Here is a 14,842-nt window from a genome sequence, read left to right as displayed (position 1 = left end):
GCGGAACGGTGGGCGTCAGGCGGTCGGCGCGTGCTCGGCCAGGCGGGTCGGGTCGGCGATCCCGACGAGCACCTCGCGCGGTCCCTCGTACGCCTCCCGGCTGTGCGCGGTGCGGATGTTGTCGACCAGCAGCAGGTCGCCGGCCTGCCAGGGGTTCCGCGCGGTGTTGGCCTCGTAGACCTCGTTGACGACCTGCACGACGTCCTCGCCGATCGGGTCGCCGTTGCCGAACCGCGTGTTGAACGGCAACCCGTCCTCGCCGTACACGTCCACCAGGTACTCGCGGACCTCCTCGGCCAGCGTCCACTGGTTGAGGAAGGCGACCTGGTTGAACCAGCACCGCTGCCCGGTGACGGGGTGGCGGACGACGGCGCTGCGCCGCTGCCGGGTGCGCAGGCCACCGTCGGGTTGCCACTCGTACTCGATGCCGTTGGCCCGGCAGTAGTCCTCCACGGCGCCCCGGTCCTCGACGCCGAAGGCCTCCTCGATCGAGGCCCCGATCTCGTCGTTGAAGCTGCGGGTGAGCATCCAGCCCTCCCGCTCGAACCTCGCCACCAGCTCCGCGGGGAGGGCGTCGAGGACGGTCGGCGCGTCGGCGACCGCCGTCGCCCCGCCCGCGGTGGGGGCGGTGAGGCAGGCGAAGAGCATCAGGCCGGGCACCTCGAGGGTGTAGCTGAGCTCGTGGTGCATGCACATCGGCTGGTTGGCCGGCCAGGGCGTGGCCGAGAACAGGCCGCCGGGCTGCGGCTGCCGGGGCGCGAAGGCCTCCCGCTCGGCGACCAGCCGGTCGGTCAGCCGTCCCGCCACGGCGGCGACCGTGTCCGCGTCGGCCAGGCCCAGGCCGCGGACCAGCAGCGACCCGTGCTCCAGGACGGCGGCGCGCAGCGCGTCGCGGTGCTCGCCGGCCCAGGCCGCGGGGTCGCCGGCGCCGACGCGCAGCACCGGGGGGCTGCCCGGGCGCAGCTCCACGTCGAGCAGGGACGCCGGGGGGGACGACGACATCAGGAGGTCCTCTCGGGGGTTCGGGGCGAGGGGATGGGGGTCGTGCCGGCGCGCTCGTCGAGCAGCGTGGCGAGGGCGGCGAGGTCGGGGGCGGCCTGGAGCTCCTTCAGCGAGACCGCGCGACCCAGGGCGACCAGGAGCTTCACCGCCGACAGGGAGGTCCCGCCGAGGGCGCCGAAGGAGTCCCGCCGGCCGATCTGGTCGGCCGGGACGCCGAGCACCGTCGACCAGACGTCGGCCAGCCGGCGCTCGGTCGGCGTGACGGGCGCGTCGCGGTCCTGGCTGCCGGTGAGCAGCTCCCCGGCGAGGGCGGTCAGCGTGGTCCGGTCGATCTTGCCGTTGGGGGTCAGCGGCAGGGGGTCGCGCCAGTGGAAGGCCGACGGGACCATGTAGTCGGGCACGGAGCCGGCCAGCCGTTCGGTCAACTCGCCGACGTCGATCGGCGCCGGCCCGGAGTAGAAGGCCACCAGGTGCTTGGTCCGGTCGGCGCCCTCGGCGACGATCGCGGCACCGTCCCGCACGCCGGGCACCCGCAGGAGAGCGTTCTCGATCTCCCCGATCTCGATCCGGAACCCGCGGATCTTGACCTGGTTGTCGCGGCGGCCGAGGTAGTCCAGCTTCCCGTCGGGCAGCCAGCGGCCGTAGTCGCCGCTCATCATCAGCCGTTGCCCCGGCCGGTTGGGGTCGGTGGAGAAGGCGCGGGCCGTGCGCTCCGGGTCGTTGATGTAGCCCCGGCCGACGCACACCCCGGAGAAGACGATGAGTCCCGGAGCGCCCAGGGGGACGGGCGTCCCCTGCTCGTCGACCACGTCGACGTGCACGTTCTGGATCGGGCGGCCGAGGGGCACGCGGTCCCGGTCGGGCACCTCCGTCATGACCTCGTGGACGGCGTCGTCGGAGGTCTCGGTCAGGCCGTAGGTGTTGACGACCGGGATCCCGGGGTGGGCGGCGAACCAGCGCTGCACGAGCTCCTTCTTGAGGAAGTCGCCCGTGGGGCAGACCGTGTGCAGGTCGGGCAGCGCGCGGGGGTGGTGCTCCAGGTAGGTGAGCACGACGTCCAGGTAGGACGGCACCACCTGCAGCACCGCGGCCCGGCCGTCGACGAGCGTGTCGACCAACCGCTCGACGTCCAGCACGACCTCCTGCGGGACGACCAGCGTCCGTCCGCCGAGCACCAGTCCCGCGACCATCTGCCAGATCGAGATGTCGAAGCACTGCGGCCCGGTCTGTGGCACGACCTCCCCCTCGACGAGGTCGAGGTCCTCGATCTTGGCGAACAGGTGGTTGAGCAGGCCGGCGTGTTCGCACAGCACGCCCTTGGGCTCACCGGTGGAGCCCGAGGTGAACAGCAGGTAGGCCAGCTGGTCGAGCTCGACCGGGACGCCGAGGTCACCGTCGGCGTGCTCCTCCGCCCAGGCCGCGTCGACGGGGAGCCGCTCGACGCCGGGCAGCGTCTCGAGCGCCTGGTCCAGCGTGGTGCTGCTGCCCTCCTCGGTGAGCACCAGCCGGCACTCCGCGCGGGTGAGCGCCGTCCCGATCCGGCCCGCCGGGAAGTGCGGCTCGAGCGCCAGGTACACCCCGCCGGACTTGTAGACGGCGAGCACCGCGGCGACCCACTCGAGGTCGCGCTCCATGACCACCGCGACGACGTCCTCGCGCCGCACGCCGCGGGTCAGCAGCGCCCGGCCGAGCCGGTTGGCGCGAGCGTTGAGCTCCCGGTAGGTCCACTGCCGGTCGCCGCAGACCACGGCCACGGCGTCGGGCTGCTGCGCCACTCGCTCCTCGAACAGCTCGTGCACGGGGCGGTCGGGCAGCTCGCGGCACGGGCCGCCGAGGTCCTCGAGCTGGAAGCGCAGCTCCTCGGCCGAGAGCAGGCCGGTCCGACGCGGCTGGGCACCCGGGTCGTCCGCGAGCTGCTCCAGCGCCGTGCGGTGGTAGCCGGCGATCCGCGACGCAGCCCCGGTGTCCAGCACGTCGGTCCGGTACCGCAGTCGCAGGGCCAGCCGGTCGCCGTGGTGCGCCGGAGCGACCTCCAGGACGATGTCGCGGGGCAGTCCGGTGCCCGCGCCGGTCGGGTCGAACACCGTCTCGAACGACGGTCCGTCGGTGCCCAGCTCACGGCGGAGCTCGTCGACGGGGGCGTGCCGGTGCGCGAGCAGTCCGGCCTCGACCGCCGCGGCGCGCCGCACCAGCGCCCGCCACGAGTCGGCGTCCGTCGAGAGCCGGCACGGCAGGGGCCGGTCGCCGTCCCCGGCGACGTACCCGGTCGCCACCTCGTGCTCGCCGCTGAGTGCGGAGAGCACCCTGGCGTGCGCCGCGAGCAGCACGGATCCCAGCGGCACCGCCAGCCGGTCGGCCAGCCGGCGCAGCGCGACCCGGGTGGAGTCGGGGATCGTGACCTCGAGCTCGGCCGTGCCGGGTGCGGGCGCGGTCGACCACCGGGGGATGGTCGTCGACCCGCCGGCGGAGAGCACCTCGGCCCAGAACGCGCGGCCGACGTCCGTGGCCGTCCCGACGGCGGTCACCGGGACCCCGCCAGGTGACGCTGGCTGGCGCGGTGCCGGCCGCTCCTGCGCGGGACCGGGATGGCCGAGACCTCCCTGTCCTGGCCGAACAGCTGCATGAACTCCTCCACGGTCTGGGTGTCCTGCCCGGGGCGGGCGTCGTCGTGGGTGCCGAGCTCCGCACGCGGAGCCGGTGCGGTGAAGGCGGGGAAGGGGGTCGCGTCGAGCTCGGCAGCGGGGTTGCCGCCCCAGCGGGCGCCGGCCGGCACCTCCTCGCCCTTCATGAGGAAGGACTCCGGCCCGATGACGGCGCCGTCCCCCACGGTCACGCCGTAATGGACCATGGTGGCCACGCCGATCGTGGAGCCCGAGCCGATCGTGGTGGCGTCGGACTTGAAGGCGTAGTCCTCCTGCGAGTGGCACTGGATGTACGCACCCGCGTTGAGGATGACGTCGTCACCGATGGTCACGATGTTCTTCTCCGACATCCCGGCGCCCTCGTCGTACAGCCGCTTCCCGACCCGGACGCCGACCATCCGCCACAGCACGGACTTGAACGGGGTGCCGTTCATCAGCCGGTGCACGTTCGCCCGCGCGCAGAGCTTGAAGAAGCGCTCCGTCCGCCAGAAGTCGACGTCGTAGATGGAGCAGTACTTCGGCCGCACGCCCTTGAACCCGGTGGACGCCCGCTCGACGAACGCGAAGTAGCAGACGGTGAACAGGACCAGTGCGACGTTGGCCAGCGCGATCGCCCCGGCGCCGAGCGAGTGGTACAGGTCGACCATCGCGAAGGCGATGAGGATGAGGGCGAAGCTGAAGACCCACCGCGACAGCAGGAACAGCCCGATGCTGGCGAGGTTGTGCCGGTTCTTCGCGGCGAGCCGCTGCGGGAACTGCTCGTCGTGCGCCATCCGGATGAACTTGTCGTCCCGGGCGACGCTGCGGGGAATCTGGAAGGCCGGGGAGCCCAGCAGACCGACGCCCTCCCGGACCGGCCCGTCGATCGGGACCAGGACCTTCGTGGCCAGCAGGCAGTTGTCGCCGGTCCTGCCCTGCGGCGGGTAGACGATGTCGTTGCCGAGGAAGTTGTTCCCGCCGATGCGCGTCCGGGACACGCTGAACGACGTGCTGGAGTAGTTGGCGTTCACGATCGAGATCCCGCTGGCGACCACCGTCCCCCGACCGATGGAGGTCAGGTAGGGGCTGTCGTGCTTCACCTCGGTGCCGAAGTTCGACCCGGTCTGCACGACCGGCTGGAGCCGGTAACCGAGGGCTGACAGGTAGCCGACGATGTAAGAGCTGTCGCCGAACACCTCGTGGAAGAACTTCCGGTTGGTCAGCCGCGAGATCGCCCGGTGGAACACGTAGTGGATCCCGTACAGCCGGTAGACCCGGTCCGGCTCGATGACGAGGTCGAGCAGGCGCGGGACGACCATCACGACGAGCAGGCTGAGCAGGATGCCCCCGAAGTAGAGGACGAGGGACGTCAGCAGCGCGGTGCCGTAGAACGACGCGCTGGTGAAGGCCAGGGGGCCGCCCTCGAGCAGCCGGCCCATCCACGGGATCTCCGACACCAGGTAGGCCAGGACGCCGAAGGAGAACGGCAGGTACAGGCCGAACAGGTACAGCAGCTGCAGACCGGCGTACCGGGCCCTGCGCCACGGGCCGCAGTCGGCGGGAGCGACGCCCCGGTAGTCGGCCGTGGTCGGCTCTCCCGGCGATCCGTGCCAGTGCTCGCCGGCCGGCACGGCCTGTCCGGCCTGCAGGGAGGAGGCGTGGCCCAGCTGGGCGCCGTCGCCCATCGACGTCTCGATGTCGAGCACGGACTTCTCGCCGATGAACACGTCCCTGCCGAGCGTCACCCGGCCGGTCTGGATGACGCCGTCGACGGCCCGGTGGGTGCAGAGGAAGCCGTCCTTCTCGATGACCGTGCCGTCGCCGATGGTCAGCAGGTCGGTGCAGACGGGCACGTGCCGGCTGAAGACGACCACGCCGCGCCCGACCTTCGCGCCCAGGGCCCGCAGGTAGAAGCTGTAGATCGGCGAGCCGGCGAACAGGACCAGCGGGTTGGCGGAGACCAGCGTCTTGACGAACCAGAAGCGGAGGTAGCCCGCGCTCCAGATGCGGATCTGCTGGGGTCGCCAGCGGCCGATGAGCAGCCACTTCGCCAGGATCGGGAGCGTGCACGTCAGGATGAAGGCGGCCCCGCCCACGAGGGCCGCTCGGCGGTAGTCCTCGAGGAGGCCGCCACCGGCCCAGATGTACTCGAAGCCGCGCTGGAGCACCGTGCCCATGACCATGGCGTAGGCGAGGAACAGGGCCACCTGCATCGTGCCGGTGGCCACGTACTCGGCATGGCTCGCCCGAGCCACCGGGGAGCTCGCCGCGACAGGCGCCACGTCGGCCGGGACCGGGGCCTCGACCTCAGCCGGCGCCGGCGCGAGCGCCGTGGCCAGGCCGCGCACCGTCGGGTGCGCGTAGACGTCCTTGATCGAGACCGCCGGCAGGCCGGCCTGCTTGCGCACGCGGGCGCAGAAGCGGGCCATGACCATGGAGTCCGCGCCCAGGTCGTCGAAGACGTGCGCGTCGGGGTCGACGGAGGCCACGCCCAGCACCTCGGCCAGGACGGCGGCCAGCCCGTCCTGGACCGGGTTCGCGGCCGGCGCCGGCGCGAGCGCCGTGGCCAGGCCGCGCACCGTCGGGTGCGCGTAGACGTCCTTGATCGATACCGCCGGCAGGCCGGCCTGCTTGCGCACGCGGGCGCAGAAGCGGGCCATGACCATGGAGTCCGCGCCCAGGTCGTCGAAGACGTGCGCGTCGGGGTCGACGGAGGCCACGCCCAGCACCTCGGCGAGCACCGCCGCCAGGCCCGACGTCACCGGGTCGGCCGCCGGGGCCGGTGCCGGGGCGGGCGCGAGCGCCGTGGCCAGGCCGCGCACCGTCGGGTGCGCGTAGACGTCCTTGATCGAGACCGCCGGCAGGCCGGCCTGCTTGCGCACGCGGGCGCAGAAGCGGGCCATGACCATGGAGTCCGCGCCCAGGTCGTCGAAGACGTGCGCGTCGGGGTCGACGGAGGCCACGCCCAGCACCTCGGCGAGCACCGCGGCGTAGCCGTCGAGCACCGGGTCCACGGCCGGCGCGGGGGCGACCGCGCCGGCGGAGATGACGTCCACGGGGTGTCCCAGCACGTCAGCTCCCCGACCGCGGCAGGGGCAGCGGGACGACGTCGGCGTCCGGCGGGGAGGAGACCAGGGTGGCGCCACCCTGGTCGGCGCCCGCCTCGGCCGGCCGCGACAGGCTCTCCGGGAACGGGTGGGCGGCCTGGACCGGGCCCAGCACGTCCTTGCCGAAGAGGTCCTCGAGCCAGTTGGTCTGGTAGACGGTGTCCAGGTAGCGCTCGCCGAGGTCGGGGGCGAGGGCCACGGCCGTGACGCCGGCGCTCCCGTGGCGGGCCAGCCAGCTCGTCGCTCCGCTGACCACCGTGCCGGTGGAGCCGCCGAACAGGAAGCCGCGGTGGGCCAGCCGGTGGCAGGTGCGGATCGTGTCCGCCTCCTCGACCATGACCACGTCGTCGACGTAGGACTCGTCGAGCATCTCCGGTCGCTCGCCGCTGCCCAGCCCGGGGATGACCCGCTGGCTGGGTGGCCCGCCGAAGGTCACCGAACCGATGCTGTCGACGGCGACGATCCGCACCGGGCGGTCCCACTGCTTGAACCAGCGGGCGCAGCCCATCAGGGTCCCGGTGGTGCCCGCGCCCAGGAACAGCACGTCCAGGTCCGGGAAGGCGCGGGCGATCGCCGGCGCAGTCCGGCGGTAGTGCGCTCCCCAGTTGTTCGGGTTGCGGTACTGGTTCAGCCACACGTAGCGGCTGTCGGAGGCGCACATCCCGCGGACGTAGGCCTTCCGGGCCCCGAGGAGGCCGCCCACCGGGTCGGGCTCGGTGACGATGTGGACCTGGCTGCCCAGGGCCTCCATCAGCCGCCGGGTCTGCAGGTTGCAGCGCGGATCGGTCACGCACAGGAACCGGTAGCCCTTGCTGGCCGCGATCATGCTCAGCGCGACGCCCAGGTTCCCCGACGAGGACTCGATGATGATCGAGTCCTCGGTCAGGACGCCGTCCCGCTCCGCGGCCTCGACCATCTCGGTGGCGGCCTTGAGCTTGATCGAGCCGGCGAAGTTGAAGCCCTCGCACTTGAGGTACAGCGGGACGTCGAAGATCGACGCCAGGTCCACGTACAGGTCGTCCTCGTTGAAGGCCTGCGGGACGGAGATGACGGTCACTACGGTCTCCTCAGGGGGCGCAGCGCACTGGCTGCTCGTGGGAACCGGGACTGCGGGGAGGTGGGCAAGAGCTCGCACTCGGACAGAGGAGGCGGCGGCGGCGCTGATACACGGAGCCGGACTGCGCGGTCAGGGGAGTCCGGACGGGGCCGGACCGGCGCGGCTGATCGCGCTCTGGTGTCCGGGAAGGACCCGCTCGGACTGGGTCGGGACCATGGGCTCCCCTGCACGCTCGACCGGTTGCGCCGACGGCACCGCGGTGTGCCGCCGATCCGGTGTGGTGCGTGAAGTCTGTGTTACCGGGAGGTTTCGTCTCCATCAGACGATTGGGGTAGTCCGGACGGCCCAGGACCAGGGACCCTGTCGAGCCGTCGGGCTGTCGGGCGGTCGACACCCGGACCGCCTCCGTGCTCCCGTCGGCCCCGCCGCCTAGCGTGGGCGGCGATGTCCGAGGCACCCCCCACCCCGTCGTCCCCCGTGACCACCGAGCTGCCCGCGGCCCCGCCCGCCGGTGCGACACCGTCCGGAGCCACCCCGTCCGGTGCCACCCCGTCCGGTGCGACACCGTCCGGTGCGACACCGTCCGGTGCGACACCGTCCGGTGCGACACCGTCCGGAGCCGTACCTCCGGGCGCGGCACCCTCCGGGGCCGTGCCGTCCGGCCCGGCCCCGACCGGCCCGATCCCGGTCGGCGCACCGCCGGCCCCGCCGCAACCGGCCGAGGTCCCGGCTGCGGGGGGCACCGCCGGTCCGGAGGGCGGGCAGCAGACCGGGCCCGTGGCGCGCCGCCCCAGGATCAGCGCCCGGAGTGCGTTCCCGCTGACCCGGATGGGCCCGTGGGCGCCCGTCGCCGGTGCGGTGGCCGGGCTGCTCGTCGGCCTGCTCGTCGTGCTGCTCCTCGGCGGCGTCGCCGAGGCGTTCCGCGAGCGGCTGGCCCTGGTGTTCCTGACCGTCGGACTCGGCATGCTCGGCGCGGCCGGCGCACTGCTGGCCGACGAGGTGCGCCTGGTGCGCCGCGGCGCCCGGGAGGCCGGCATCCGGCCCGCCTGGGTCGAGGCGACGGCCAACCTCATCAACGGGCTCACGCCGGCCCGGCTGCTGCTGCTGGCCAGCGCGTTCGTGCTCTTCCTGGCCGCCTACGTCAGCTGAGCGGCGGGCCCGGGCGCCGGAGGACGGCGCCCGGGTCCGGGCCGCGTCCGACGGACCGCCGGCCCGGGGGCGCCGCCGACGCCGCGGAGCACCCACCCGACCGGTGCTCCCGTCGGCGCGGGTCCGTCGGACACGCCCTAGCCGTAGGCCTGCACGGCCAGGTGCACCGCCAGACCCAGTCCGGCCAGCGCGATCAGCCGCCGCAGCAGGACCTGCGGCGCCCGCCGCACCACCCGCGGGCCGAGGCGCCCGCCCACGAACAGCCCGATCGCCAGGGGGAGCGCGGCCGACCAGGCGATCGGCGCGAACACCACGAAGCCGATCGAGGCGGTCACGTTGGCCGCGAGCAGCACCACGTTGCGCAGCGCGTTGCCCCGCGCCAGGCCCTCGCCGGTCGACAGCAGGAAGAACGCCAGCAGCATCACGCCGGCGGCCGCGCCGAAGTAGCCGCCGTAGATCGCGATCGCGAAGACGACCGCGGGCAGCCACCACGGGTCGCGGTGGGTCGGGTGGGCCGCAGCTCCGCGCTCGGCCAGCTCCCGCGGGGGCCGCTGCACCAGCAGGGCGATCGAGGCCGCGGCGATCAGCCAGGGCACGATCCGCTCGAAGGCGTCCGAGGGCGTGAGCAGCAGCAGCGCCGCGCCGGCCGCGCCCCCGAGGACCGCACCGGTCCCGAGCCGCAGCAGCCGCCGTTCCTGGCCGCGCAGCTCCGGCCCGGAGGCGCTCACCGAGCCCACGCCGTTGAGCACGAGCGCGACCGTGTTGGTCACGTTGGCCGTCACCGGCGGCAGGCCGGTGGCGAGCAGGGCGGGGTAGCTGACCAGTGACGCCAGGCCGGCGATGCTGCCGGTCAGCCCCCCGCCGACGCCGGCCAGAACGAGGAGGGCGAACTGCGCAGGGGTCACCCGGCGTTGCCGTCGCGATGGGGGGCAGCACGCAGCTCCTCGGGCACGAGGCGGCCGGCGACGATGTCATCGGCGACGTCGTCCACCACCCGGCCCGCGGAGATCGCCGAGGCACGCATCGTGGCGATGGCGTCGTCGGCGTCCAGCCCCAGGGCGATGCCGACCAGCCCCATGGCCTGCCAGACGCGGGCCCGGCGCTGCGCGTCGGGCCCGTCGAGCCAGCTGCTCCCGTCGTCGGGGAACTCCGGCCCGGTCACCGTGAGCGCCAGCTCCTGGGTCGTGGCCAGGGAGACGTCGTGGATGTCGGCGCGCTTGAGCGCGGTCAGCGTCGCGGGGTCGCGCACGTAGAGGTCGAGGACCACCAGCGGTCCCATCGGCGGGGGCAGCGGTACCGACAGCACGCCGCGGAAGGTGGTCTGGTCCACCAGCGAGGCCCACAGCTGCGGCCAGTTGCGGGCGATGTCCTCGAGCGAGAAGGCGATGACCTCGCCGTTGTCGTTGGCGCGCAGGCAGGGGCCGTCGCCGACGGTGAACTGCAGGCGCTCGGCGCGGGCGGTCTCGGCATCGCTCGCGCCGATCGGCGTCCGCAGCACGCCGACGTGCAGGCTCAGCCCGGCGCCGTCGATGCCCAGGGCCGCCGCGCAGGCCCGCGCCAACCGGGCGGGTAGCAGGTCGGGGCCGTCGAGGTCGGGCGGTGCGGAGGCGAGGGCTCCGTCGAAGCGTTCGGCTGCACTCCCGGTCATGGGTCAAGCTTGCCGTCCCACCTGCGCGGCTTCGACACCGGCCGGTCCGGCGGGGTCACCGGGTCAGCAGCACGGCGATCGCCACGCAGCCCAGGGCGACGATCGCGGCGCGCAGCACGGCCGACGGCAGCCGGCGGCCGAAGCGGGCGCCGACGTATCCGCCGAGCAGCGACCCGGCGGCCACCAGCCCGGCGGCGCGCCAGTCGACGCGGTCGGTCGCCACCACGATGTAGGCCCCGGCGGCGACGCCGTTGACCGCCAGGGTGAGCACGTTCTTGATCGCGTTGAGCCGCTGCAGGGACTCGCGGAGCAGCAGCCCGAAGACGCCGATCTGCAGGACGCCCTGGCTGGCCGCGAAGTAGCCGCCGTAGCTGCCGGTGGCGTAGGCGCCGGCGAAGAGCGCGGCCAGCCGGCCGGGGCCGATCCGGGACGGCGGTGCGTCGGCGGACCGCCGGCGCGCCAGGGCCCGCTGGACCAGCGGCTGGACCGCCACGAGGACGACGGCGAGCCCGACGAGGACCGGCACGACGGCCTCGAAGCTGCTCGCCGGCAGGTGCAGCAGCAGGAAGGCGCCGGTCAGCGCGCCGAGCACCGAGGCCGGGAGGAGCCGCAGCAGCAGCCAGCGCTGCCCGGCCAGCTCGCGGCGGTAGCCCAGCGACCCGGCGAGGTTGCCGGGCACCAGGCCGAGCGAGTTGCTGACCGTCGCGGTCACCGGCGGCAGGCCCACGCCCAGCAGCACCGGGAAGGTCACCAGGGTGCCCGAGCCGACGACGGCGTTGATGGCGCCTGCGGCCAGCCCCGCCGCGGCGACCGCGAGCATCTCGAACACGGTCATGCCGACATCAGCCGCGAGGGTGCCAGGCGGCCCCGGCGCGCCGGGCAGCGGGGCGGGGACGACCCGGCGTCGGCAGCGGCCACGGCGCGTGGCAACGCGCGGGGAGGCCGCCGGCGGGCGCACACGAGGACGCCGTCGCGCGCGGGCGGTGCCAGGCTCGTGCCGACCTCTTCGTCCACGGGCAGGGGGCGCGGTCGTGCTGCCGGACATCGCACTCGGGGTCAGCGTCGTCGCCGCCGGCCTGTGGTCGGGGCTCCTGCTGATGCTCACGACCATCCTGCACCCGGTGTACGCGAGCCAGGGGCCGCGTGGGTTCGCCGAGGGGATGCGCGCGTTCCTGCCGGTGGCCCGGACGTCGCCCACCAACACCGTCCTCGTGGCCTTGCTGGTGCTCGCCCCCGCCGTGGCGCTGGTGGGGCTGCGGGACCAGGTCACCGGCGCGCCGTTCGTCCTGACGGCGGTGGGGCTGGCGGCGACGGTCACCGGCCCCCTCGTGGTCTCGCGGCGGTGGGCCGAACCCAACTACGACGTGATGCTGTCCTGGGAGCCCGACGCGGTGCCCGACGACTGGCGGGTCGCCCGGACCCGCTGGCTGCGCGCCAACTGGGTCCGCGCGGCGCTGACCTGGCTCGCGCTGGCCTGCTTCCTGCTCGCCTGGTACCTGCACCTCAGCTGACCGATCGGCCTCCGGCAGGGACCCGCCGCGACCGCGCCGGTGGTGGGGCTCCTCAGTCCTTGCGGCCGGCGTCGACCACGCGCAGGACGACGGCGCCCTCCTCGTCGGAGGCCTCGAGGTCGACTTCGACGTCGAAGCCCCAGTCGTGGTCGCCCTCCGGGTCGTCGAGGATCTGCCGGACCCGCCAGACGCCGGGCTGCTTGTCCCAGACGAGCAGGGCCGGGCCGCGGGCGTCGGCGCCGGTGCCGAGCTCGGCGTGTTCGGCGAAGTAGGCCTGCACCACCTCGCCCCACCGGTCGGCGTCCCACCCGGAGCCGCGGTCGAGCTCGCCGAGGTCGTACCACCGGCGGCGGGCGAACAGCTCGACCCGGCGGAACAGCTGGTTGCGGACCATCGCGGTGAACGCCCGCTCGTTGCCGGTCAACGGGCGGGGGCGCACCGGGACGGCGACCGGCGCGTCCAGCGGCTGGTCCGGGCTGGTCAGCTGCTCCCACTCGTCGAGGAGCGAGGAGTCGACCTGGCGGACCAGCTCGCCGAGCCACTCGACCAGGTCGGTCACCTCGTCGGTGCGGGCGGCGGCGGGGACGCCGGAGCGCAGCGCCTTGTAGGCGTCGGAGAGGTAGCGCAGCACCGCGCCCTCCGCGCGGGTCAGCCCGTAGGTGTTGACCAGCTCGCGGAAGGTGTAGGCGTTCTCCCACACGTCGCGGACGACGGACTTCGGCGACAGGTGGGCATCGGCCGCCCACGGGTTCGAGCGGGTGTAGACCTCCAGCGCGTGCTCGAGCAGCTCGGCCAGCGGCTGCGGGTAGCTGATCTCCTCGAGCAGCTCCATGCGCTCCTCGTACTCGATCCCCTCGGCCTTCATCCGGGCCACCGCCTCGCCCTTGGCCTTGTTCAGCTGCGCGGCGAGGACCTGCCGCGGGTCGTCGAGGGTGGCCTCGATGACGCTGACCACGTCCAGGGCGTAGGTCTCCGACCCGGGGTCGAGCAGGTCGATCGCGGCCAGCGCGAAGGTCGACAGCGGCTGGTTGAGCGCGAAGTCCGGCGGCAGGTCGACGGTCAGGTCGTGGCGCCGCCCGTCCGGCTGCGGCTCGTCGAGCCGCACCAGCACCCCGGCCTGCAGCAGCGAGCGGGCGATGCCGATCGCCTCGCGGATGTGCCGCAGCTGCCGCTTGCGCGGCTCGTGGTTCTCCGTGAGCAGCCGGCGCATCGCGGCGAACGGGTCACCGGGGCGGTCGACGACGTCGAGCACCATCGCCGTCGACACCCGGAAGTTGCTGGTCAGCGGCTCCGGCTCGGCCTCGACCAGCCGGCGCATGGTGCCCTCCGACCACGGCACCATGCCCTCGGGTGCCTTCTTGCGCACCAGCTTGCGGCGCTTCTTGGGGTCGTCGGAGACCTTGGCGAACTGCCGGAGGTTCTCCACCTCGTGCTCGGGCGCCTGGACGACGACCGTGCCCGCGGTGTCGTAGCCGGCCCGCCCGGCCCGCCCGGCGATCTGGTGGAACTCGCGGGCGTTGAGCAGCCGGGTGCGGGTGCCGTCGTACTTGGAGAGCGCGGAGAACACGACGGTGCGGATGGGCACGTTGATGCCGACGCCGAGGGTGTCGGTGCCGCAGATGACCTTGAGCAGCCCGGCCTGGGCCAGCTGCTCGACCAGGCGCCGGTACTTGGGCAGCATCCCGGCGTGGTGGACGCCGATGCCGTGGCGCACCAGCCGCGACAGCGTCGTCCCGAAGGAGGTGGTGAACCGGAAGCCGCCGATCATCTCGGCGATCGCGGCCTTCTCCTCCCTGGTGCACACGTTGACGCTCATCAGCGCCTGCGCGCGCTCCAGCGCCGAGGCCTGGGTGAAGTGCACCACGTAGACCGGCGCCTGCCGGGTGTCCAGCAGCTCCTGGATCGTCTCGTGCATCGGCGTGGTCGCGTAGTAGTGGTGCAGGGGCACCGGGCGCTCGGCGTTGGCCACCAGCGCAGTGGGCCGGCCGGTGCGGCGGGTGAGGTCCTCGCGCAGCCAGCCGGTGTCGCCGAGGGTGGCGCTCATCAGCAAGAACTGCGCCCTCGGCAGCTCGAGCAGCGGCACCTGCCAGGCCCAGCCGCGGTCGGGGTCGCCGTAGAAGTGGAACTCGTCCATCACCACGAGGCCGACGTCGGCGTCGGCGCCCTCGCGCAGGGCGATGTTGGCCAGGACCTCGGCGGTGCAGGCGATGACCGGGGCGTCCCGGTTGACCGCGGCGTCGCCGGTGAGCATGCCGACGTTCTCCGCGCCGAAGACGCCGCACAGCGCGAAGAACTTCTCGCTGACCAGGGCCTTGATCGGCGCGGTGTACCAGCTGCGCCTGCCTTCGGCCAGCGCGGCGTACTGCGCGCCGGTGGCCACCAGCGACTTGCCGGACCCGGTCGGCGTCGCGAGGACGACGTTGGCGCCGCTGACCAGCTCGATCAGCGCCTCCTCCTGCGCCGGGTACAGCGTCGTGCCGTTGCCCTCCGCCCAGGCGGCGAAGGTGCTGAACAGCTCGTCGGGGTCGGCACCGCGCGCCCGGAGCGCGGCGAGGTCGCCGGGGTCGTCGAGGAGGGGAGGGGCGGCGGTCGCGGTCATCGTGGTGGACAGCGTGCCCGACGGCCCGCCTCTTCCCGGAACGGGCCCGACCCGCGCCGGTTCCGCTGCCGACGGCGGGGGTAGGGCGACCGCGACGCCGAGACCAGGCACCCGGCCCAGCCCGCCGATCCGCGCAGACCGCAGGAGG

The 14,842-nt window shown here is 73.8% G+C and carries 10 protein-coding genes; 2 read left to right on the top strand and 8 right to left on the bottom strand.

Annotation, left to right across the window (positions count from 1 at the left end):
* Positions 1–15 precede the first annotated feature (15 nt).
* Genes BMW27_RS04780 through sbnA form a run of 4 tightly spaced genes read right to left on the bottom strand, consistent with a single transcriptional unit; the run spans position 16 to position 7,787 of the window.
* The gene (locus BMW27_RS04780) at positions 16–1,002 is read right to left on the bottom strand and encodes a TauD/TfdA family dioxygenase (protein WP_091440039.1); all 987 of its coding nucleotides are present in this window, start codon (positions 1,000–1,002) and stop codon (positions 16–18) included.
* The gene (locus BMW27_RS04775; protein ID WP_091440035.1) at positions 1,002–3,527 is read right to left on the bottom strand and encodes a non-ribosomal peptide synthetase; all 2,526 of its coding nucleotides are present in this window, start codon (positions 3,525–3,527) and stop codon (positions 1,002–1,004) included. Before BMW27_RS04775 ends, BMW27_RS04780 begins: the two co-directional genes overlap by 1 nt.
* Positions 3,524–6,694, bottom strand: a complete 3,171-nt coding sequence (locus BMW27_RS04770) for a Pls/PosA family non-ribosomal peptide synthetase (RefSeq protein ID WP_245743310.1) — start codon at positions 6,692–6,694, stop codon at positions 3,524–3,526. Before BMW27_RS04770 ends, BMW27_RS04775 begins: the two co-directional genes overlap by 4 nt.
* Position 6,695: 1 nt before the next feature.
* On the bottom strand, positions 6,696–7,787 hold the full coding sequence (gene sbnA / locus BMW27_RS04765) for a 2,3-diaminopropionate biosynthesis protein SbnA (RefSeq protein WP_091440032.1): 1,092 nt from the start codon (positions 7,785–7,787) through the stop codon (positions 6,696–6,698).
* A gap of 777 nt (positions 7,788–8,564) precedes the next feature.
* Here sbnA and BMW27_RS04760 point away from each other — a divergent pair.
* A complete protein-coding gene (locus BMW27_RS04760) occupies positions 8,565–8,936 on the top strand; it encodes a hypothetical protein (protein WP_245743361.1) in 372 nt (123 codons plus the stop codon).
* Positions 8,937–9,073: 137 nt separating this feature from the next.
* Here BMW27_RS04760 and BMW27_RS04755 read toward each other — a convergent pair whose 3' ends face one another.
* The 3 genes from BMW27_RS04755 to BMW27_RS04745 are packed head-to-tail and all read right to left on the bottom strand — an operon-like array spanning position 9,074 to position 11,419.
* Entirely contained in the window at positions 9,074–9,841 is a 768-nt protein-coding gene (locus tag BMW27_RS04755) for a sulfite exporter TauE/SafE family protein (protein WP_091440027.1), read from the bottom strand.
* Positions 9,838–10,584 carry a hypothetical protein gene (locus tag BMW27_RS04750; RefSeq protein ID WP_091440024.1) on the bottom strand — a complete coding sequence of 249 codons (747 nt, stop codon included), beginning with the start codon at positions 10,582–10,584 and terminating at the stop codon, positions 9,838–9,840. Before BMW27_RS04750 ends, BMW27_RS04755 begins: the two co-directional genes overlap by 4 nt.
* A gap of 55 nt (positions 10,585–10,639) precedes the next feature.
* Positions 10,640–11,419 (bottom strand): sulfite exporter TauE/SafE family protein, encoded by a 780-nt coding sequence (locus BMW27_RS04745; protein ID WP_091440020.1) that lies wholly within the window; start codon positions 11,417–11,419, stop codon positions 10,640–10,642.
* A gap of 196 nt (positions 11,420–11,615) precedes the next feature.
* Between BMW27_RS04745 and BMW27_RS04740 the strand changes: the two genes are divergently transcribed.
* Positions 11,616–12,095 (top strand): anthrone oxygenase family protein, encoded by a 480-nt coding sequence (locus BMW27_RS04740; RefSeq protein WP_091440016.1) that lies wholly within the window; start codon positions 11,616–11,618, stop codon positions 12,093–12,095.
* 52 nt (positions 12,096–12,147) lie between these two features.
* On the opposite strand, the gene BMW27_RS04735 is transcribed toward BMW27_RS04740, so the two are convergent.
* Complete coding sequence (locus BMW27_RS04735; RefSeq protein WP_091440012.1) at positions 12,148–14,694, bottom strand: DEAD/DEAH box helicase; 2,547 nt, start codon at positions 14,692–14,694, stop codon at positions 12,148–12,150.
* Positions 14,695–14,842: the final 148 nt, after the last annotated feature.

Source organism: Geodermatophilus poikilotrophus (assembly GCF_900111455.1).
GTDB classification, from domain to species: Bacteria; Actinomycetota; Actinomycetes; order Mycobacteriales; family Geodermatophilaceae; genus Geodermatophilus; species Geodermatophilus poikilotrophus.
The sequence above is the reverse complement of the archived record's forward strand: the minus strand, read 5'-3'. Positions and strand labels throughout refer to the sequence as shown.

Coding starts and splice junctions, on each gene's coding strand:
- BMW27_RS04745 (WP_091440020.1), bottom strand. CDS start 11,419: ATGACCGTGTTCGAGATGCTCGCGGTCGCCGCGGCGGGGCTGGCCGCA.
- BMW27_RS04750 (WP_091440024.1), bottom strand. CDS start 10,584: ATGACCGGGAGTGCAGCCGAACGCTTCGACGGAGCCCTCGCCTCCGCA.
- BMW27_RS04780 (WP_091440039.1), bottom strand. CDS start 1,002: ATGTCGTCGTCCCCCCCGGCGTCCCTGCTCGACGTGGAGCTGCGCCCG.
- BMW27_RS04735 (WP_091440012.1), bottom strand. CDS start 14,694: ATGACCGCGACCGCCGCCCCTCCCCTCCTCGACGACCCCGGCGACCTC.